This is a genomic window from Brevundimonas sp. LjRoot202 (genome assembly GCF_964253355.1).
Lineage (GTDB): Bacteria > Pseudomonadota > Alphaproteobacteria > Caulobacterales > Caulobacteraceae > Brevundimonas.
In genome coordinates this window covers 94,818-113,168 of record NZ_CAXUQW020000006.1, presented here as the reverse complement: position 1 = coordinate 113,168, position 18,351 = coordinate 94,818, and the positions used below count along the sequence as shown (strand labels likewise).

17 protein-coding genes, 1 tRNA gene and 1 other RNA gene are annotated in these 18,351 nt (G+C 70.4%); 3 read left to right on the top strand and 16 right to left on the bottom strand.

Annotated features, from left to right (window positions below):
• Positions 1–3: 3 nt before the first annotated feature.
• The 14 genes from ftsW to sppA all read right to left on the bottom strand — a co-directional run bounded on the left by ftsW (position 4) and on the right by sppA (position 14,340).
• Complete coding sequence (ftsW, locus tag ACSQ1L_RS11760) at positions 4–1,182, bottom strand: putative lipid II flippase FtsW (protein ID WP_435994930.1); 1,179 nt, start codon at positions 1,180–1,182, stop codon at positions 4–6.
• Positions 1,179–2,594: a UDP-N-acetylmuramoyl-L-alanine--D-glutamate ligase gene (gene murD, locus ACSQ1L_RS11755; protein WP_435994929.1), complete on the bottom strand. Its 1,416-nt coding sequence runs from the start codon at positions 2,592–2,594 to the stop codon at positions 1,179–1,181. The genes ftsW and murD overlap by 4 nt, the downstream gene beginning before the upstream one ends.
• Positions 2,595–3,704, bottom strand: coding sequence for a phospho-N-acetylmuramoyl-pentapeptide-transferase (gene mraY, locus ACSQ1L_RS11750; protein WP_435994928.1), 1,110 nt, complete (start codon positions 3,702–3,704; stop codon positions 2,595–2,597).
• Positions 3,704–5,104: a UDP-N-acetylmuramoyl-tripeptide--D-alanyl-D-alanine ligase gene (locus tag ACSQ1L_RS11745; RefSeq protein WP_435994978.1), complete on the bottom strand. Its 1,401-nt coding sequence runs from the start codon at positions 5,102–5,104 to the stop codon at positions 3,704–3,706. The genes mraY and ACSQ1L_RS11745 overlap by 1 nt, the downstream gene beginning before the upstream one ends.
• On the bottom strand, positions 5,097–6,566 hold the full coding sequence (locus ACSQ1L_RS11740) for a UDP-N-acetylmuramoyl-L-alanyl-D-glutamate--2,6-diaminopimelate ligase (protein WP_435994927.1): 1,470 nt from the start codon (positions 6,564–6,566) through the stop codon (positions 5,097–5,099). The genes ACSQ1L_RS11745 and ACSQ1L_RS11740 overlap by 8 nt, the downstream gene beginning before the upstream one ends.
• Positions 6,563–8,302 carry a peptidoglycan D,D-transpeptidase FtsI family protein gene (locus ACSQ1L_RS11735; RefSeq protein ID WP_435994926.1) on the bottom strand — a complete coding sequence of 580 codons (1,740 nt, stop codon included), beginning with the start codon at positions 8,300–8,302 and terminating at the stop codon, positions 6,563–6,565. Before ACSQ1L_RS11735 ends, ACSQ1L_RS11740 begins: the two co-directional genes overlap by 4 nt.
• Positions 8,299–8,730, bottom strand: coding sequence for a cell division protein FtsL (gene ftsL / locus ACSQ1L_RS11730; RefSeq protein WP_435994925.1), 432 nt, complete (start codon positions 8,728–8,730; stop codon positions 8,299–8,301). The genes ACSQ1L_RS11735 and ftsL overlap by 4 nt, the downstream gene beginning before the upstream one ends.
• Positions 8,727–9,677, bottom strand: a complete 951-nt coding sequence (gene rsmH, locus ACSQ1L_RS11725) for a 16S rRNA (cytosine(1402)-N(4))-methyltransferase RsmH (RefSeq protein ID WP_435994924.1) — start codon at positions 9,675–9,677, stop codon at positions 8,727–8,729. Before rsmH ends, ftsL begins: the two co-directional genes overlap by 4 nt.
• On the bottom strand, positions 9,674–10,159 hold the full coding sequence (locus ACSQ1L_RS11720; protein ID WP_435994923.1) for a division/cell wall cluster transcriptional repressor MraZ: 486 nt from the start codon (positions 10,157–10,159) through the stop codon (positions 9,674–9,676). The genes rsmH and ACSQ1L_RS11720 overlap by 4 nt, the downstream gene beginning before the upstream one ends.
• Before the next feature lie 304 nt (positions 10,160–10,463).
• Positions 10,464–10,840: RNase P RNA component class A (gene rnpB, locus ACSQ1L_RS11715), an RNA gene on the bottom strand.
• A gap of 6 nt (positions 10,841–10,846) precedes the next feature.
• Entirely contained in the window at positions 10,847–11,368 is a 522-nt protein-coding gene (locus ACSQ1L_RS11710; RefSeq protein ID WP_435994922.1) for a DUF6678 family protein, read from the bottom strand.
• Positions 11,365–12,126 carry an N-acetylmuramoyl-L-alanine amidase gene (locus tag ACSQ1L_RS11705; RefSeq protein WP_435994921.1) on the bottom strand — a complete coding sequence of 254 codons (762 nt, stop codon included), beginning with the start codon at positions 12,124–12,126 and terminating at the stop codon, positions 11,365–11,367. The genes ACSQ1L_RS11710 and ACSQ1L_RS11705 overlap by 4 nt, the downstream gene beginning before the upstream one ends.
• A complete protein-coding gene (locus ACSQ1L_RS11700; RefSeq protein WP_435994920.1) occupies positions 12,127–12,450 on the bottom strand; it encodes a hypothetical protein in 324 nt (107 codons plus the stop codon). It lies immediately after the preceding gene.
• Positions 12,451–12,558: 108 nt separating this feature from the next.
• Positions 12,559–14,340, bottom strand: coding sequence for a signal peptide peptidase SppA (gene sppA / locus ACSQ1L_RS11695; RefSeq protein WP_435994919.1), 1,782 nt, complete (start codon positions 14,338–14,340; stop codon positions 12,559–12,561).
• Positions 14,341–14,561: 221 nt separating this feature from the next.
• On the opposite strand from sppA, the gene panD reads away from it, so the two are divergent.
• Both panD and ACSQ1L_RS11685 read left to right on the top strand, forming a co-directional pair.
• Positions 14,562–14,918 (top strand): aspartate 1-decarboxylase, encoded by a 357-nt coding sequence (gene panD / locus ACSQ1L_RS11690; RefSeq protein ID WP_435994918.1) that lies wholly within the window; start codon positions 14,562–14,564, stop codon positions 14,916–14,918.
• 50 nt (positions 14,919–14,968) lie between these two features.
• Positions 14,969–15,715, top strand: a complete 747-nt coding sequence (locus ACSQ1L_RS11685; RefSeq protein ID WP_435994917.1) for an SIMPL domain-containing protein — start codon at positions 14,969–14,971, stop codon at positions 15,713–15,715.
• Between the two features lie 35 nt (positions 15,716–15,750).
• Here the strand turns inward: ACSQ1L_RS11685 and ACSQ1L_RS11680 are convergent, their stop codons facing one another.
• Entirely contained in the window at positions 15,751–16,557 is an 807-nt protein-coding gene (locus ACSQ1L_RS11680) for an SIMPL domain-containing protein (RefSeq protein WP_435994916.1), read from the bottom strand.
• Between the two features lie 212 nt (positions 16,558–16,769).
• Between ACSQ1L_RS11680 and ACSQ1L_RS11675 the strand changes: the two genes are divergently transcribed.
• Positions 16,770–16,842, top strand: a tRNA-Ile gene (locus tag ACSQ1L_RS11675).
• Here ACSQ1L_RS11675 and ACSQ1L_RS11670 read toward each other — a convergent pair.
• Positions 16,840–18,336: a right-handed parallel beta-helix repeat-containing protein gene (locus tag ACSQ1L_RS11670; protein WP_435994915.1), complete on the bottom strand. Its 1,497-nt coding sequence runs from the start codon at positions 18,334–18,336 to the stop codon at positions 16,840–16,842. The two genes, ACSQ1L_RS11675 and ACSQ1L_RS11670, sit on opposite strands and share 3 nt — an antisense overlap.
• Between the last annotated feature and the right edge of the window lie 15 nt (positions 18,337–18,351).

Below are 18,351 nucleotides of genomic sequence, written 5' to 3'. Positions count from 1 at the left end.
TCCTTACGGCAGTATCCGCCGCCGCTGCGGCAGGGTGGCGCCCGGCTCGTAGGCGCCGGGGCGACGGCGGGTCAGGGCGAGGGCCAGGCCCATGGTCAGCCCCATGGCCAGCATCGACGAGCCGCCGTAGCTGATGAACGGCAGGGTCATGCCCTTGGTCGGGATCAGGTTGAGGTTGACCGCGATGTTGATGCAGGCCTGCAGGCCGATCAGCATGAACAGGCCGGCGGCGGCGGTCTGCTCATAGGCGTCGTTCAGCTTCATGGCCCGCTTCATGCCGCGCACGACGATGAAGGCGTAGAGGCCGATCATGGCCAGCGACAGGATCAGGCCGAACTCCTCGGCCCCGACCGAATAGATGAAGTCGGTGTGCAGGTCGGGGACGTGCTTCTTCATCACCCCCTCGCCGACCCCGCGCCCGACCAGGCCGCCGGCGCGGATGGCTTCGGACGCGCGGTCGATCTGGTGGGTGTCGGTGTTCTCGGGCGACAGGAAACGGCTGAGGCGGTCGCGCATGTGGCCGAAGGCGAAATACAGCGACACCAGCCCGGCCATGCCGGCCGCGGCGAGCACCGCCACCCATTTCAGCGGCACCCCGGCCATGAAGAAGACGGCCATGAAGGTGGTGGTGACCAGCAGCGTCTGGCCAATGTCGGGCTGGATAAGCAGCAGGCCCACGGTCAGGGCCCAGAAGCCGAACGCGATGCTGACGCCGGGCACCCCTTCCCCCTTCTGGGCCTCGGCGAACATCCAGGCGGCGAAGACGATCAGGCCCGGCTTGGCGAATTCGGACGGCTGCAGGCTGAATGGGCCGAGGTTGATCCAGCGCGCCGCCCCCTTCACCTCGTCGCCGATGAACGGCAGGGCCATCATGGTCAGGATGGCCCCGAGCAGGGCCAGAACGGCGATGCGACGGACGCCGCGCGGAGACAGCAGGGAGCTGGTCAGCATCAGCACCAGGCCCATGGAAGCCCAGACCAGCATGCGCCAGGAATAGTGGAAGGGGTCGGTGATCGACTGGTCGGCGTTGATGGCCGCCGGGCTCGAGGCGAAGCTCAGCGCCACGCCCAGCCCCATCAGCGTCAACGCCGCCGCCAGCAGGCCGCGGTCGACCGTCCAGAACCATTTGGCGATGGGGCTCTGGTCGTTCCGGGAGAATGCGGGGCTGTAGCCTTCGGTCATGACGCGCTCGCGGGAACTGCGCCGAGGGCGAGGACGGCGGCGCGGAAGGCCTCTCCCCGCGCCTCGAAGTCGGGATACTGGTCGAAGGAGGCGGCGGCGGGCGACAGCAGGACGACCTCGTCGCGGCCGGTGGCGGCGGCGGCCTCGGCGGCGGCCTTCACGGCCGTGGCCATGTCGCCGCAGATGCGGTGCGGGATGTCGCCCAGCCGCGCCGCGAACGGCCCGGCCGCCTCGCCGATCAGGAAGGCCTCGGCGACGCGCGGGAACAGGTCCTCAAGATCGTCGACACCGCCGGCCTTGGCCCGCCCCCCGGCGATCCAGAAGCTGCGCTCGTAGGACGACAGCGCCTGCCGGGCGGCGTCCGCGTTCGTGGCTTTGGAGTCGTTGATGAAGCGCACCCGGCCGAGGGTGGCGACATGCTCCATGCGGTGGGCGAGGCCGGGGAAAGTGAGGAGGCCTTCGACGGCGGTGTCGTGCGGAATGCCGAGCGCACGGGCGACGGCGTAGGCGAAGGCGGCGTTCTGGGCGTTGTGGCGGCCGGGAAGTGAACGGGCCTTGGACAGATCGACGATCTTGCAGCGTTCGACCGGCGCGTTCCTCGTCCGGCGGATGTTGTAGGCCAGCCAGCCCTCGTGAAGATACATTCCCGTGACGCCTTCGAGCGGTCCGGCTACTGACACCTCATCGACGGCCTGCCGCGACGCCCGCAGCCGCTCCAGCACCGCCCGTCCCTCGGGATCATCGATTCCCACGTACTTGTGGGTGGAGCGTGACCGGAAGATCTTCTCCTTGGCCGCGACATACCTCTCCATCCCGCCGTGGCGGTCCAGGTGGTCCGGGCTGATGTTGGTCAGGACCGCGATGGTGGGCGCGAAGGTGTTGGTCAGGTCCAGCTGATAGCTCGACACCTCAATCACATAGACCCCGTCCGACGCTGGCAGAGCCAGCACGCCGATTCCAATGTTGCCGCCGATATGCACCGTCATCCCGGCCTGTTTGAGCACCCAGCCGATCAGAGCGGTGGTGGTGGACTTGCCGTTGGTGCCGGTGACGGCGATCACGTTCGGGCGTTCCCCCTCCGGCAGCGCGGCGATCGCCCGGGCGAACAGTTCGATGTCGCCGATGATCTCGATCCCGGCCTCGCGCGCCTTGTCCACCGTCCAGTGCGGCTTCGGATGGGTCAGGGGCGCGCCGGGCGACAGCACCAGCGCGGCGAAGTCCGACCAGTCGGCCGTGGTCAGGTCCTCGACATCGAAGCCCTCCGCCTCGGCCTGCATGCGGCTGGAGACGCTGTCGTCCCACAGCACCGGCAGGGCCCCGCCGGCCTTGAGGGCGCGCGCGGCCGTCAGTCCCGACCTGCCGAGGCCGAAGACCGCGATCCGCCGCCCTTCGAAGCCGGGGACGGGGATCATCTACCTGAGCTTCAGCGTGGCGAGGCCGGCCAGGGCCAGCATGGCCGAGACGATCCAGAACCGGATCACCACGGTCGACTCCGGCCAGCCCATCTTCTCGAAATGATGGTGGATCGGGGCCATCAGGAAGATGCGCTTCTTCGTGGCCTTGAAGTAGCCGACCTGGATCATGACGCTGAGCGCCTCGATCACGAACAGGCCGCCGACGATGCCCAGCACCAGCTCGTGCTTGGTGGCGACGGCGATGGCGCCCAACGCGCCGCCGAGGGCCAACGAGCCGGTGTCGCCCATGAAGATCTTGGCCGGCGGGGCGTTGTACCAGAGGAAGCCGACGCCGCCGCCGATCATGGCGGCGCAGAAGATGGCCAGCTCGCCCGCGCCCGGCACGTGGTGGACGCCGAGGTAGTCCGAGAAGATGAAGTTGCCGACCAGATAGCTGATGATGCCGAAGGCCGCGGCCGCCATCATCACCGGCACGATGGCCAGGCCGTCCAGCCCGTCGGTCAGGTTCACGGCGTTCGAGAAGCCCACCAGGGTGAAGGCGGCGAACAGGACGTAGAACCAGCCGACGTTGAGCAGCACCGCCTTGAAGAAGGGGAAGGCGATCGAGGTCTCGAGGTTCGGCGTGGTCGGCGAGGCCGTCATCCACAGCACGGTCAGCGTCCCGGCGATCAGGGAGACGACGACCTGGGCGACCAGCTTCTGTTTCGAGGTCAGGCCGGCCGAGGTCTGTTTGGTCACCTTGGCGTAGTCGTCGATGAAGCCCAGCACCCCGAAGGCGGCGGTCACGAACGACACGATCCAGATGTACGGATTGGTCAGGTCGCCCCACAGCAGCACGGCCACGGCGATGCCGGCGAGGATCATCAGCCCCCCCATGGTCGGGGTGCCGACCTTGGAGAGGTGCGAGACCGGGCCGTCGGACCGGATCGGCTGGCCCTTGCCCTGCTTGACCCGGATCCAGGCGATGAAGCGGCTGCCCATGGCCACCGCCACGATCATGGCCGTGGCCATGGCCAGCGCCACCCGCACCGTCTGGTACTGGACCAGGTTGAGAAGCGGATAGTCCTGCGCGATGTCGGCGTAGTGGAGATACAGCAGGTAGAACATCAGGCGGCCCCTCCCAGAGCAGCAAGGGCCCTGGCGACCAGCGACGCCTTCGACCCGTTCGATCCCTTGACCATGACGATATCCCCCGGCGCGACAAGGGCCGCGGCCTCGGCGGCGAGATCGGCGGCGGTTTCGCGCCACAGGCCGCGCCGTTCGGGCGGCAAGGCGTCGTGCAGCCGCTTCATCTCGGGCCCGGCGGTGTGGACCAGGTCGAGGCCGGCGGCGGCGATGGGCGCCGCGAGGCCCTCGTGCAGGGCGCGGGACTGGTCGCCCAGCTCCAGCATGTCGGTCAGCACCACGACGCGGCGCGCGCCCGGCGCCGCCGGCTTGGCCCCGAGGCTGCGGAAGCCGGCGGCCATCGACAGCGGATTGGCGTTGTAGCTCTCGTCGATCAGGGTGAAGGCCCCGCCGGCCGCCTTGACCACGGTGGTCTGGCCCCGGCCCGCCAGCGGCTGGAAGTCCGCGAGGGCGGCGAGGCTGGTCTCCAGCGGCACCTCCAGCGCGTCGAGCATCAGCAGCACGCACAGGCTGTTCAGGCCCCAGTGGAAGCCGGACTGGCGCAGGGTGAAGTCGAGCGGACGACCGAAGAGCTCGGCCTTGACCCGGGCGCCGTCGGGTCCCGGCTCGAAATCGATCAGGCGGGCGTCATGACGGCCGTCGACGCCGAAGGTGGCCCGCCGCGCCCCCGCCTTGCGAGCCGCGGCGTCGAGCACCGCCGAGAAGCCGACGTCGCCGTTCAGCACCGCCACGCCATCGGGCGCCAGCCCCTCGAAGATGGACGCCTTCTCGGCCGCCACCCCCGCCTCGCCCTCGGCGAAGGCCTCGATATGGACCGGCCCGACGGTGGTGACGCAGGCCGCGTGCGGCCGGACCATTTTCGACAGCGGCGCGATCTCGCCCGGCGCGTTCATGCCGATCTCGAACACCGCGCGGGCGGTCGAGCGCGGCATCCGCGCCAGGGTCAGCGGCACGCCGATGTGGTTGTTGTAGCTCTTGATCGAGGCGTGGGCCGGTCCGGCCAGATCGAGCCCGGCCTTGATCGCCTGGGTGACGCTGGTCTTGCCGACCGAGCCGGTCACCGCGCCGCGACGGACATGGGGGCTGCGCTCGCGCGAGGCGACGCCGAGATCCTCCAGGGCGCGCAGGGTGTCGACGACGACGACCGAGGGACCGCCCTCGACCGGGCGTTCGGTGATCGCCCCGGCCGCGCCGGCGGCGAAGGCGGCGGCGGCGAAGTCATGTCCGTCCCGAGCCCCCTTCAGGGCCAGGAACAGGTCGCCGGGCACGATCTCGCGACTGTTGTAGGTCAGGCCGGCGACCTCGAACGGCGCGCCGGACAGGCGTCCGCCGGTGGCGGCCTCGATTTCGGCGGAGGTCCAGAGGGGCGTGGTCTCAGGCATGGACAAGCTGGGCAAGGGCGGCTTCGGTGGCGTCGTCGAAGGGCCAGGTGACCCCGCCGACGATCTGTCCCTGCTCATGCCCTTTTCCGGCGATCACCACCACATCTCCGTCGCCCATCTGTTCGATGGCATAGCGGATGGCCGCCCGGCGGTCGCCGATCTCCAGCGCGTCGGGGCAACCCTCGCGGACCGCGCGGCGGATGGCGGCCGGGTCTTCCGAGCGCGGATTGTCGTCGGTGACGATGGCCACGTCGGCCAGACGGCCGGCGATCTCGCCCATGATCGGCCGCTTGGCCCGGTCACGGTCGCCGCCGGCGCCGAACACCACGATCAGCCGGCCGGTGGCGTGCGGGCGAAGCGCCGTCAGCACCGTCTCCAGCCCGTCCGGCGTGTGGGCGTAGTCGACGTAGACCTCGCCGCGCCCGGGTCCAGGAATACGCTGCAGCCGCCCCGGCGCGCCGGTGATCGTCTCAAGGCCCGCCAGCACCTGTTCGGGCGCCTCGCCGCCGGCGATGCACAGGCCCGCCGCCACCAGGGCGTTGGAGGCCTGGAAGGCCCCGGCCAGCGGCAGCAGCACCTCGTGCAGCGTCCCGCGCACGTCCAGCGTCAGCCGTTGGCCCTCGGGCGTCGCCCGGCGCGCCACCAGCATCAGGTCGCGCCCGCGCTCGCCCACGCCCATGACGCTCAGGCCGGACATGATCGAGGCGGCGGCGAAGCTGGAATAGGCGTCGGAGTCGGCGTTCAGCACCGCCGTCTTGCCGCGCGGCAGCAGGGTCTCGAACAGGCGCAGCTTGGCGGCGCGGTAGCTGTCCATGTCGCCGTGATAGTCGAGATGATCCTGGGTCAGGTTGGTGAAGGCCGCGGCCTTCAGGCTGACCCCGTCCAGCCGCCGCTGGTCGATGCCGTGCGACGACGCCTCCAGTGCCAGGTGGGTGACGCCGTCGGCGGCCAGTTCGGCGAGCAGGCGGGCGGCGTCGGCGGCGTCGGGGCTGGTCAGGCCGGGGCCGGTCAACGCCTGATTAACGTTACCCGTCTGTTTCAAAACCCCCAGCGTGCCCATGCTCGCGGCGGACCGTCCGAGCGAGGCCCAGATCTGGCGGCAGAAGGCGGCCACCGAGGTCTTGCCGTTGGTGCCGGTGATGGCCACGCAGGTGGCCGGCTGCACGCCGTAGAAGCTGCGCGCGGCGATGGCGTAGGCCCGGCGCACGTCGCCCGAGGTGACCAGAACCGGAGCGAGACCCGCATCGGTGTCGGCGGGAGCCAGCACCGCCGCCGCGCCCTGCGACAGGGCCTGCGGGATGAAGGCGCGGCCGTCGGCGGCGCTGCCCGGCAGGGCCACGAACAGGCTGCCGGGGGCGACCTTGCGGCTGTCGGCGGTGACGCCGGTGATCACCGGATCGGCCGGGACGTCGCGGCGCAGCAGGTCCGACAGCTTCATGGGAGATGGGAGGACCGCGCTCATCGGCCGTCCCCCGCGACATCCTCGAAGGCGGGAAGCTTCTCGCCCATGGCCGTGCGGTAGGGATCGGCCCGGCGCTCGATCCCGAGGAAGGGCGCGATGCGGTCGGCGATGCGTCCCACCGCCGGGGCGGCCACGAAGCCGCCGGTGCGCGGATAGCTGCCCGGCTCGTCGATCAGGATCAGGATCGAGTAGCGGCGCGCGTTGAGCGGACCGTCGACCGGAAACACCGCGGCGAAGGTGCCGACCGCGTGGGTCGGATCGTAGCGGCCGTTGACCAGCTTGTTCGCGGACCCTGTCTTGCCGCCGACCCGCAGGCCCGGCGCGTCGGCCCGGCCGCCCGAGCCGCGCACGACGTTGCGGCGCAGCAGATCCAGCAGGGTGGCCGAGGTCTCCGGGCTGACCACCTGGCGCGCCTCGGGGTTGGGCAGGCCGCCCTTGCGCAGCGTCAGCGGGATGAAGCGGCCGCCGTTGGTGAGCGCGCCCATGGCCGCCGACATCTGCAGCGGCGTGATCATGATGCCGTAGCCGAACGACAGCGAGGCCAGGGTCGAGTCGTCCCACTTGATCGGGCGGCGCGGCCGGGCCGACTCGTGCAGCTCGATCGGCGCCGCGTCCAGCAGGCCGAAGCGCTTGAAATAGTCCTGCATCACCGTCGGCCCCATCTCGACCGCGAGGCGCGAGGTGCCGATGTTGGACGAGTGCAGATAGACCTCTTCGAGCGTCAGCACCTCGTTGGTGGCGTGGAAGTCGGTGATGCGGCGCTTGCCGATCACGAAGGCCTCGGTGGCGTCGAACTTCGTGTCCATGTCGGCGGCGCCCGTATCGAGGCCGGCGGCGACGGTGAAGGTCTTGAACACCGAGCCCATCTCGTAGTGGGCCGAGACGGCGCGGTTCAGCCGGTCGGTGGTCGGCCAGCTGGCCATGCCGAGGACTTCGCCGGTCTGGACGTCGGTGATGATGCCCACCGCGCCCTTGGCCTGGCTGTCGGCGACGGCGCGGGCCAGCTCGTTCTCCAGCACGCCCTGGACGCGGAGGTCGATGGACAGGGCGAAGCTCTCGCCCTGCGAGCCGGCCTCGCGAATCTCGCGGTTGAAGGCCAGCTCCGCGCCCGAGATGCCCTCGCCGCCGGTGTCGGCCGCGCCCAGCACATGAACGGTCGAGGCACCCAGCGGATAGACCCGGCGGTCTTCCGGCTCGAAGGTCACGCCGCCCAGCGCCAGCTCGTGCACGGCCGCCTTCTCGCCGGGCGTCAGGCCGGTCATGACGATCAGCCGGCGCTCGCCCGTGAGCACGCGGTTCAGCTTGGCCATCGACACGCGCGGCAGCACCCGCTTGATCCGCACGGCGGCGGCCTGGCGGTCCCACACCTCGGCCGGGTCGATGTACAGGCCGTAGTGGACGATGTTGGTGGCCAGCAGGGCGCCGTTCCGGTCGACCAGATCGCCGCGCATCATGGCGTGCGGGTGCCGGACCCAGCCGACGCCGCCCTTCGGGGCCAGCAGGGCGGCGTTGACCGCGCCCAGCGCCAGGCAGACGAACACGGCCGAGAACAGCGACAGGATGACGAAGATGCGGACCCGGGTGTCCTCTTCCGGCCGGGCGTCGGCGCGGGCCCGGCCGAACGAATGCTCGACCCGCCACATGGCCTCGAACAGCCAGCGCCACGACGGCAGCGAGACCCCGCCCGGGGCGCCCGGGGCGGGCCGGTCCCAAGCCTGCGGCTCATGCACGGTCATTGTGCGGCCTCCGCGGGAACGGAGGCCGCGGCGGGCGCTTCCACGGGGGCGGGCGCGGCGGGAGGGGTCGGAGCGACGATGACGACCGGCTGCGGCTCGGGGAGCGGAGCCAGTTCGGGCAGGCTGGTCACCGTCGCCTGCCGATGCACATCGACCGGCGCGAGGCCGGCGATCCGCGACAGGGCCTCCAGCCGGCCGGGCTGTTCCAGCCGCGCCACCTCGGCGCGGAGCAGGCGCACGCGCTGGCCGTTCTGCCGGATCTGGCGCTCGAGGCTGGCGATCTCGGCGCTCTCGTTCGCCGCCGCCGCCTTGGCCAGGTAAACGGAGAAGATCATCGCCGCGACCAGCACCAGGCCGATGATCTCGATCCAGCGCACGCCGCGGACCTTCCAGTCGAACACGCGCCGGACCGCGTGGGTCGCGCTCATGCCGCGATCCTCCCCCACGCCGGGGCGTCCGTGCGCACCGCGGCGCGCAGCTTGGCCGACCGGGCGCGGGGATTGGCCTCGCGCTCTTCCTCGCCGGCCTCGCGCGCGCCCTTGAAGCGCAGGACGAAGCTGGGCTTGCGCGGGTCGATGGCGACCGGAGCGTGGCGCGAGCCGCCCGGGGCGTTGCCGGTCCGCTCGGTCAGGAACGCCTTGACGATGCGGTCCTCCAGCGAATGGAAGGTGACCACGGCCAGCCGCCCGCCCGGGGCCAGCGTCGCCTCGGCGGCCTCCAGCCCGGCGCGCAGTTCGCCCAGTTCGTCGTTGACGGCGATGCGCAGCGCCTGGAAGACGCGCGTGGCCGGATGGATCGGCGCACCGCGACGGCCGCCCAGCGCCTTCTCGACGACCTCGGCCAGGTCGAGCGTGCGGGTGAAGGGCTTCTCGGCCCGGCGGCGCAGAATGGCGGTGGCCACGCGGCCGGACTGGCGCTCGTCGCCGTAGAGCTTGAAGATGTGGGCCAGCGGCCCGTGGTCCCAGCTGTTGACGATGTCGGCGGCGGTCTCGCCCTCGTCCGACATCCGCATGTCCAGCGGGCCGTCGCGCATGAAGGAGAAGCCGCGCTCGGCCTGATCCAGCTGCATCGACGACACGCCGATATCAAACACGACCCCGTCCAGCTTCGCCGCGCCGCTGTCGGCGAAGGCCTCGGCCAGACCGGAGAAAGGCGTGCGGATCAGCTGGAACTTGCCGGGAAAATCGTTGGCCACCGTGTCGGCGTGCGGCTGGACGGTCGGGTCGCGGTCGAGGGCGATGACCGTCGCGCCGGTCGCCAGGATCGCCCGGGTATAGCCGCCGGCGCCGAAGGTCGCGTCGATGATCACGTCGCCCGGCTTGGGATCGAGAGCCTCCAGCACCTCGGCCAGCAGGACGGGGGCGTGCGGGCTCATGCGCCCTCCCCGCCCGCACGACGGCCGGCCAGCAGGGCCTTGCGCCCGGCCTCGCCGCGCTCGCGCACGGCCTGACGGGCCAGCGCCCGGCGCTCGTCGCGGCGCGCATTCCAGCGGGCCCGGTCCCAGATCTGGAAGCGCGGGCCCAGGCCGACGATGACCACGTCCTCGCCCAGACCAGCGTCCTGGCACAGATGTTCCGGCAGGGTGATCCGGCCGCCGCCGTCGTAGGCCAGCGGCCGCTGGCCGGCGTAGAAGGTCTCTTCCAGCGCCGTGCGCAGGTCGTCGCCGAACGGCAGCTCCTCGATCATCGAGACGTATTCGGCCATCAGCTTGTCGCCGCCGGCCTCGAGACAGTCGGACTCGATCGAGAAGAAGCAGAACACGCCATGCTCGGCGCCGTTCTCGGCCGTGCGGAATTCCTGCGGGATCAGCAGGCGGCGCTTGCCGTCCAATTGTTTCTCATAGGTCGAGAGAAACACGTCCTGCCCAATTCGGACCCTTCGATCCGCCCTCTGATCCCTGGACGCATCCCCGCGTCCGCTAACCCCAACTCAGGGCTATGGGATAGCATGGGATGAAATGGGGCTCAATGGGATTAGTTGACGAAGGTTAACTTCCTGAAGGCCGCGAATTCCAGAACATACATAGAACATCGGAAGTATAAACAGGCTGTGGAGGCATTCAGCGCCGTATTGAGGACCAATTGGTTAATGGCGCGGCGACCTTCGCCTCGAACCGCGAGCGGGCGCGGTCGCCAACGCTGGGGGACCCGTAAAACGGAAAAGGGTCAGACGGCCTGTAAGCCGGGTTCTGTTCCGCACCGGAGTGCGGCGACGATCATTCCTCTGGACCGGCCATCGCTGACCGGTTCTCGCGACCTACCCGGACGCCTCGGGCGGTGAACCCTGCGGCCGAGGCCGCGCGACATCCCTATTCGGTCTTGCTCCAGGCGGGGCTTGCCATGCCGTCGCTGTTGCCAGAGACGCGGTGGGCTCTTACCCCACCCTTTCACCCTTACCGGCCTCGCAAGGCCGGAGGTTTGCTTTCTGTGGCGCTATCCCTCGGGTCGCCCCGGGCGGAAATTATCCGCCGCCTTTTCACCGTGGAGCCCGGACTTTCCTCGACGGGGCAAGCCCCGCCGCGACCGCCCGGCCGTCTGACGGGGGCTAGGTGGGCTTTTCGGGCGGCGAGGTCAATGTTGCGGGATCGGCCGGGGCGTAGCCGTAGATCCAGAAGGTGCGCGCCTCGTCCTCGCGAAAGGGGACGCCCAGCCGGACCAGCAGGTCGCGGAAGGCGTCGGTGCAATCGACCACCTCGTCCGCGAGCAGCATGGCCACATGCCGGGAATGGCGCGGCACGACCCTGAGCCACTCGATCTCGAAGAAGGGCTCCAGCTCACGCCAGTCACCGGGGAAAGGCGCGGAGCGCGTGTCCATGGGAGCTTCGCGCTTGCCCAGCACGGTCTGTAGGTCGAAGGCGGGCGGGAACGGCAGTTCCGCGTACACAGCCTCGCTGAGCTTCTCCCAGCGGGTGCGGTTCATGAAGGAGGCGAGGCCGCGTCGTTCGACCTCGGCTAGCACCCGGGCCTTCAACGCGGGGCGCTCGACCTCCAGCCAACGCTTTTGCCGCGCCTCCCGCCCGGCCTCGCGCTCCGCCGCCCATTCGGCCCCTGTCAGTTGTCGGGTCACGACAGCACCCCCGTGACGCTCTCCGCCGTGGCCAGTTGCAGGACCCCCATCAGCGTGGCCCGCGTCTCGCCGTCGGCGACGCCGTCGACCTTCGAGGGTCGCCAGTGGCGCTGGAAGGCCTCGACCGTCAGCTTCGTCGCCTCGTCGTAGTCGCCGCCGGGCTGAAGTCCGTAGCCGAGCCGGTGCAGGCCGGCCCGCAGCACGATGACCCCCAATCCCTCGTCGCCGACGCCCAGCGGGGCGCCGAGGGCGGCGGTGCGTTCGGGCGCCGGTTCGAACCACAGGCCGTGGCCGACGGAGGCCAGCCGCTTCCACGGGAAGCGCTCGCCGGGATCCTGCTTGCGCTCGGGAGCGAGGTCCGAATGACCGATGATGCGGCCGTCCGGAATGGTCCAGCGGGTGCGGATGTCCGAGATCAGGCTGATCACCGCGTCGATCTGGGCGCCGGGGAAGTCCCGGTAGCCGAACTCGTGCCCCGGATTGACGATCTCGATGCCGATCGAGGCGGCGTTGCAGTCGGTCTCGCCCTGCCAGGCGCCGCGGCCGGCGTGCCAGGCGCGGCGCTCCTCGGCCACCAGCCGCAGGATCGCGCCGTCCTCGTCGACGACGTAGTGGGCCGAGACCCTGGCGTCGGGGTCGCGCAGACGGGCGACCGCCTCATCGGCCGTGCGCATGCCGGTGTAGTGCAGCACCAGCATGTCGGGCGGGGCCCGGCGACTGTCGAAATTGGGCGACGGCGCGTCCCGGACGACCAGCATCTAGCGGCCCGGCCGCTCCCAGCCGTAGGCGACCCAGGCGCCGTCGACCTTGCGGGCCTCGATCACGTCGTCGGCGCGGCGGGCGCGGAACGTGACCCGGCGGCGGGCGCGCACGGCGAGCCCCGCGAAGAACACCAGCACCGCGGCGAAGACGGCGATCACGGCTACGGCGGCGGCGGCGAACACGGCCAGAACCGCGCCCACGGCCATGGCGGCGAGGGTGGCGACCAGACCGCCGAGCCACATCACCGACGCGACCAGCCCGTTGGCGGGACGGCGGCCGGAAGGGCCGGGGCCGAAGATCAGGCGGTCGGACTGGGTCATGAAATCACCTCTGTGACGTTGCGAACAACGCCCAACTTCGAATGTCGGTCCATCGGCATGAACGGTCAATGACCGGCCCCATCACAGGCCAGTGTCCGATTGTCGCTGTCAGTACGGCTGGTCGGCGAGGACCGTGGCCCCGGAAGCCCGCGCCTGTTCGGCCCGCAACTGACGGACGGCGGCCTCGGCCTGGGGATCGTTGAGGACCCCGCCGATGCCGACCAGCACCCGCGCCGCCTCGCCCGAAACCCCGAACATTTCCGACAGGGCCGCGAACGGCGACTGTGATTCCGGATAGCGTTTGAAGCGCACCGACTCGTCGGCCGGGATGCGGGCCAGCTGGCGGGCCTTGGCGATGGCCTCCTCCAGCCCGCCCAGCTGGTCGACGAGACCGAGCGACCGGGCCTGGGCGCCGGTCCAGACGCGGCCGCGGGCGATCTCGCGCACCCGGGCGGGGGGCAGGTTCCGGCCGCGGGCGACGCGGGCGATGAACTCCTCATAGGTGCGGTCGATCTGGGCCGCGAAGGCGGCGCGGTCGGCCGCCCCGAACGGCTCGGACGGAGAGAAGGAGTCGGCGTATTCGCCGCCGATGCTCAGGTTGCGCATGTCGACGCCGAAGCGGGCCAGCGCGTCGGCCAGCACCAGCTTGCCGCCGAACACCCCGATCGAGCCGGTCAGGGTCGAGGGCTGGGCCACGATCCAGTTGGCTTCCGAGCTGATCCAGTAGCCGCCTGACGCGGCGTAGTCGCCCATCGACACCACCACCGGCTTGCCGGCCGCCTTGGCGGCGCGCACCGCGGCGAGAATCTGCTCCGACGCGTCGGGCGAGCCCCCGGGCGAGGAGACGCGGAACACGATGGCCTTCACCGAGTCGTCCTCGATGGCGTCGTAGAGGGCCTCGGCCAGATCGTCGGACATGATCGACGAACCGCCGCCGAACGGATCGGCGGTTCCGCCCGTGCCGGTCAGGATTGCGCCCTCGCCGCCGACGATGGCGATGGCGTTGCGGCCCGAGCCGGCGCGCTCGCCCTTCGAGGAGGCGTAGTCGCCGAATTCCATGATCTCCGAGCCCTCGCCGGCGCGGCGCATGGCCTCGGCCTCGGCCTCCTCGACCTGGCCGATCTTGTCGATCAGGCGGCGCTGCAGCGCCTGGGCGGCCGAATGCGGCCCGGCCTCGATGGTGGCGCGCAGGGCCTGCGGCGTCACCTTGCGGTCCTGCGCGGCGTTGGCGAGGGCCGAGGTGTAGATCGACGTCATCCACGCCGTCATCGCCTCGCGGTGGGCCGGGGTGAAGTCGCTCTCGGTGTATTCGTTGACGGCGTTCTTGTACTCGTAGCGCTGCTCGAACTGGGCGTTGACGCCGTATTTCTCGAGCGCCCGGCCGAGGAAGATGGAGTCGGCCGAGAAGCCCGCCAACTGGAAGCTGGAGGTGTTCTGCATCCACAGCTCGGAGGCCGAAGCCCCGATCATATAGCTGGAAACGGCGGTCCCGACCGGCTGGAAGCCCTGCGCATGGGCGATGACCACCTTGCCCGAACGGCGGAAGCGACGCACGGCCTGACGGATTTCGTCGGCGGCGGCGGGGGTGATCCCCGCCTCCGGCAGGCGGATCAGCAGCGCCTTGATCCGGCTGTCGTCCTCGGCCTGGGCCAGGGTGTCGACCACCTGCATCGTCGACAGGCCGGCGCCGCCGAACACCGCGAACGGATTGATCGGGGCCTGGTCGGTCACGCCCTCGCGCAGGTCCAGCTCCAGCACGGTGTTGGACGGCGTCGGCTCCTTCGAGGTCGCCGAGCCGATCGCGATGGTGATCAGCACGACCGGCACGATGACGAAGAACAGCACCAGGCCGGCGAACACGCCGAGCATCGTCAGGAAGAACTGCTTCATGGGAGAGGTCAGGGTCCGGGACGCGGGCCGGGCTTTGGCCACTCCGGACCATAGGGCGACACGGTTTGCCGTCAAATGAACGTCACGTAACAGGCGAATGCGCGCCGCAGCGGGAATTGTGCGACGCAACAGAAATGATTGATGACGCGCCCGCCAGCCCCTATATCAGCATCCTGCGAGCGGGGGCCGATCGCCCCGCGTCATCCCGGACCGCACTCCCCATGCTGGTCACCCTGATGAAGGCCAAGCTGCACCGCGCCACGGTGACCCAGGCCGACCTCGACTACGAAGGCTCGATCGCCATCGACGCCGACCTGCTGGACGCCGCGGGCATCTTCCCGCACGAGCAGGTCGATGTGCTGAACATCACCAACGGCCAGCGTTTCACCACCTACGCCATCGAGGCCCCGCGCGGCTCGCGCGTCATCGGCGTCAACGGCGCCGCCGCCCGCCTGGTGCAGAAGAACGACAAGGTCATCGTCGTGACTTACGGCCAGCTTCCGGAAGAAGAGGCCCGCCAGTGGTCGCCCACCGTGGTGCTTCTGGACGACAACAACGAGATCAAGCGCGCCGCTTGACGCTCGCCTCCGGGCGCCCTCCCCTTGGCCTCAGGCTGGGGGAGATATCCATGAAGACGCTGACCTGCATCACTGCGCTCGTCCTCGCGGCAGCGTCTGCGCCGGCTTTCGCCCAGGATCGGATAGCCGAACCCTCGACGATCATCGTCACCGGCGAAGGAATGGGCGAGGCCCAGCCGGACGTATTCGTGGTGGACGCCGCCGCGCAGGGACGTGGTGCGACCCAGGCCGAGGCGCTGCGAGCCCTGGCCGGGGTTCAGGCCCGCCTTCTCGATGGCTGGCCCCGCCTCGAAGGGCTGACCCAGGCCGAGGCGACCACCGGCGCCACGTCGATCGAGCCGCGCCGCGACCCGCAGTGTGAGGAGAACGCCCGCCGGGAAGAGCACTGCGCGGTCCTGGGCTATGTCGCATCCACGGCGATCAGCTTGAGGGGAGCGCCGGCCGAGCGGGCGGGCGACGCCCTGTCTCTCGCGTCGGACCTCGGCGCGAACAGCGCCCGTCTGGACGAGTACGTCCTTTCGAACCGGCAGGCCCTTCGGGAAAGCGCAAACCGCGCGGCTTTCGAGGACGCCCGCCGGCAGGCGACCCTGCTTGCCGAAGCCTCGGGACAACGACTGGGGCGGATCGTCAGAATTCAGGACCCGAGCGCCGCGCGTTACAACAGCGACGACGAGGCGACGCAAATCGACGAGATCGTGGTCACCGGTTCCCGCATCCGGCCCGGCGTGTCCCTCGAAGCCGCGCCGGACGCGGTGGGCGTCAGCGCGCGCATCACCGTGGTCTTCGAGATCGAGTAGGGGCGGGAGCCTTCCGGCCCCCGCCTGTTCACGTCCTAGCGTTCCAGGTCGTACACCCCGGTGATGTCGATCCGCACGGTCAGCTCGCCGGCCGCCACCGGCGTGCTCCCGGCGTCCATGGCCATTTCGGCGCGGGCGTACATCGGGCGCGGCGGCTGGGGCGAATAACCGCCGCCTTCCGTCAGCGAGCGGATGCCGCCGAGCGGCACGCCCAGCGCCTGGGAATACAGGGCCGCCTTGGCCTGGAGGTTACGCACCGCCAGCTGGCGAGCCTGGTTCTCGGCCGAGGTCGGGTCCTTGAGGCCGAAGCTGATGCCGTCGATCTGGTTGACCCCGGCCGCGACCACGGCGTCGGCGGTCGTGCCGACGGCGTCCAGGTCGTTGATGATCACCGTCACCCGGTTGTTGGCCTGATAGCCGCGCAGCCGGGGCGGCTCGTTCTGGATGTAGTCGTACTGGGCCGACAGGTTCAGGCCCGAGGTCTGGACGTCGCGCGCCTCGATGCCGGCGCGACGCAGGGCGGCCATGACCTGGTTCATCCGCGCCGCGTTCTGGCTCATGGCCTCGGCGGCGGTCGTGGCCTCGGTGACCACGCCGAAGCTGATGGTGGCCATGTCCGGCGCGGTCTTGACCTCGCCATAGGCCGACAGGTTGAGGGACGGGCGTTCGGTCACGGCCTGGATGGTCAAGGGAGCGCCTCCGACGGGTTGCGACTGGGCGAACGCGGCGGGGGCCGCGGCGAGCAGGGCGACGGTGGCCATCACGGCTCCCCCCATCAGCAGGATGCGGTTCGAGACGGCCGGCAGGGCGGCGGTGCGGGCGACGGGGGCGGGGCGGTTCATGTGAGTAGTCTCCGTAGGCGAAGGACGATCCATCCGGCGCCGATCGTGTCGGGCGTCCGTGGCTGAACCTTGGCCTTTAACGCCTGAACAGGCGGGCGGGCTCCATTGGCAGAAATCGTTCATCGGCGTGAAATCGGCGACAGGTCGGCGTTGGAACCATGGCGCTTGGCAAGCCGCCGCGCCGCCTGCTAGGCCACGGAGACGGCCACGGAGGGCGCGTAGCTCAATGGTTAGAGCCGACCGCTCATAACGGTCTGGTTGGGGGTTCGAGTCCCTCCGCGCCTACCGGCCCCAGCCCCCGCCCCGGCTCCAGCGGTCCTCGCCGCGGTAGCGATCGTTCGGGATGTAGCGGCCGTCCTCGTCGTACCAGCCCTGGCCGTCCTGATAGCGGTCGTAGCCGTCCAGGATGTAGCCGTCGTCGTGGTATTCGAGGCCGAGCAGGCCGTCCTCGTCGTCCCACCAGTCGCGCGGATACGAGCTGTGAGCGCACTCCCATCCGTCGCCCGGACGCCAGTAGGGCTCGTAGCGGCCACGGTAGCGGTCGCGGAACTGCGGCCGGCAGACCTGGCGCGAATAGACCCGGTTGCCGCGCGCCTGCACATTGGCGCGGTCCTCGGCATAGATCACCTCGCGCACGCCCGAGAAGACGTTGTTGACGATCACAGCGCTGCCCGAGGCGGCGGCGACGCCGACCGTGGTGGCGCGGATGCGGCTGTCCTCCAGCCGCAGTTCGCCGTTGTAGAGCACCACGCCCTTGTCGGAGCGGCCGACGCGGCTGTTCTTGATATCGACCGAGGCCCCCTCGATCGCCACGCCTTCGACGTAGCCCACGATGGCGGTGTTCTCGATCTCGACGCGGCCGTAGTCCCGGCCCGAACGGACGATGATGCCGATCGAACGCGGCCCGAAGGCGTTCGGCGCGTTGGTGCCTTTCAGGGTGGTCGAGGCGATGCGCGAGGTCTGCCCGGCCCCCGGGATCACCTCGACGCCCGACTGGGCCCCGGTCACCACGACCTCCCAGGCGTTCAGCACCGCGCCGTCGGCGACGATGGCCGGAGCGATGGTCTGGGCCTCGACGATCGTATCGCGCATATCCAGCAGACCGCCGTCGACGAAGATGGCCGCCTCGTCGCCGGCGTGGCGGAAGCCGACCCGGTTCATGACGATCTCGGCCCCGTAGCCGACGATGCAGGCGGCGTCCCCGGCGCGCGGCGAGGCGAAGACCATGTCGCGGATCTCGACGCGGACGCCCTGCGCCACGGTGATGCAGGGCAGGCCGTCGGGGGCCTGCAGGGTGGGATTGGGGCTGCGCGCCCAGTTGCGCGGATCGAAGCCGCCTTCGCCGATGATGGTCAGGGGCTTGTCGATGTTCAGCCAGCCGACGCAGGCTCCGGCGCGGGCCCGGATCACCAGGGTGCCGCCGGGACGGACGCGGCGCACGGCGTCCTCGACCGCGCCCGAGCCCGGATTGCCGCCGCAGTCGACCAGAACGATCTCCTCGCCGCCGGGCCGGTAGCCGCCCGGATAGTCCGGCCGCCAGTCGGGACGGTGACGGCGATAGTCGTAGCGCCGGTGGTGCGAGCCCCGGCTGCGATAGCTGCGCGTCGGCGGGTCCAGCAGCAGGCCGAAATTGGGTCGCGTCTGGCTCTCGACCTTGGCGGCGACCTGGGCGTGGGCGGCGGGGCCCTGCGACAGCGCCAGGCCGACGACGGCGGCGGCGATGACGGCGATCCCGGCGACCGTGCCGCGGATGCGACCGAAGAGGAAACGGGTCGACATGGGTCCACGCCCTCC

Excerpts from the sequence above, each read along its gene's own strand:
- ftsW (WP_435994930.1), bottom strand. The coding sequence starts at position 1,182 with ATGACCGAAGGCTACAGCCCCGCATTCTCCCGGAACGACCAGAGCCCC.
- murD (WP_435994929.1), bottom strand. The coding sequence starts at position 2,594 with ATGATCCCCGTCCCCGGCTTCGAAGGGCGGCGGATCGCGGTCTTCGGC.
- mraY (WP_435994928.1), bottom strand. The coding sequence starts at position 3,704 with ATGTTCTACCTGCTGTATCTCCACTACGCCGACATCGCGCAGGACTAT.
- ACSQ1L_RS11745 (WP_435994978.1), bottom strand. The coding sequence starts at position 5,104 with ATGCCTGAGACCACGCCCCTCTGGACCTCCGCCGAAATCGAGGCCGCC.
- ACSQ1L_RS11740 (WP_435994927.1), bottom strand. The coding sequence starts at position 6,566 with ATGAGCGCGGTCCTCCCATCTCCCATGAAGCTGTCGGACCTGCTGCGC.
- ACSQ1L_RS11735 (WP_435994926.1), bottom strand. The coding sequence starts at position 8,302 with ATGACCGTGCATGAGCCGCAGGCTTGGGACCGGCCCGCCCCGGGCGCC.
- ftsL (WP_435994925.1), bottom strand. The coding sequence starts at position 8,730 with ATGAGCGCGACCCACGCGGTCCGGCGCGTGTTCGACTGGAAGGTCCGC.
- rsmH (WP_435994924.1), bottom strand. The coding sequence starts at position 9,677 with ATGAGCCCGCACGCCCCCGTCCTGCTGGCCGAGGTGCTGGAGGCTCTC.
- ACSQ1L_RS11705 (WP_435994921.1), bottom strand. The coding sequence starts at position 12,126 with ATGCTGGTCGTCCGGGACGCGCCGTCGCCCAATTTCGACAGTCGCCGG.
- ACSQ1L_RS11700 (WP_435994920.1), bottom strand. The coding sequence starts at position 12,450 with ATGACCCAGTCCGACCGCCTGATCTTCGGCCCCGGCCCTTCCGGCCGC.
- sppA (WP_435994919.1), bottom strand. The coding sequence starts at position 14,340 with ATGAAGCAGTTCTTCCTGACGATGCTCGGCGTGTTCGCCGGCCTGGTG.
- panD (WP_435994918.1), top strand. The coding sequence starts at position 14,562 with ATGCTGGTCACCCTGATGAAGGCCAAGCTGCACCGCGCCACGGTGACC.
- ACSQ1L_RS11685 (WP_435994917.1), top strand. The coding sequence starts at position 14,969 with ATGAAGACGCTGACCTGCATCACTGCGCTCGTCCTCGCGGCAGCGTCT.
- ACSQ1L_RS11680 (WP_435994916.1), bottom strand. The coding sequence starts at position 16,557 with ATGAACCGCCCCGCCCCCGTCGCCCGCACCGCCGCCCTGCCGGCCGTC.
- ACSQ1L_RS11670 (WP_435994915.1), bottom strand. The coding sequence starts at position 18,336 with ATGTCGACCCGTTTCCTCTTCGGTCGCATCCGCGGCACGGTCGCCGGG.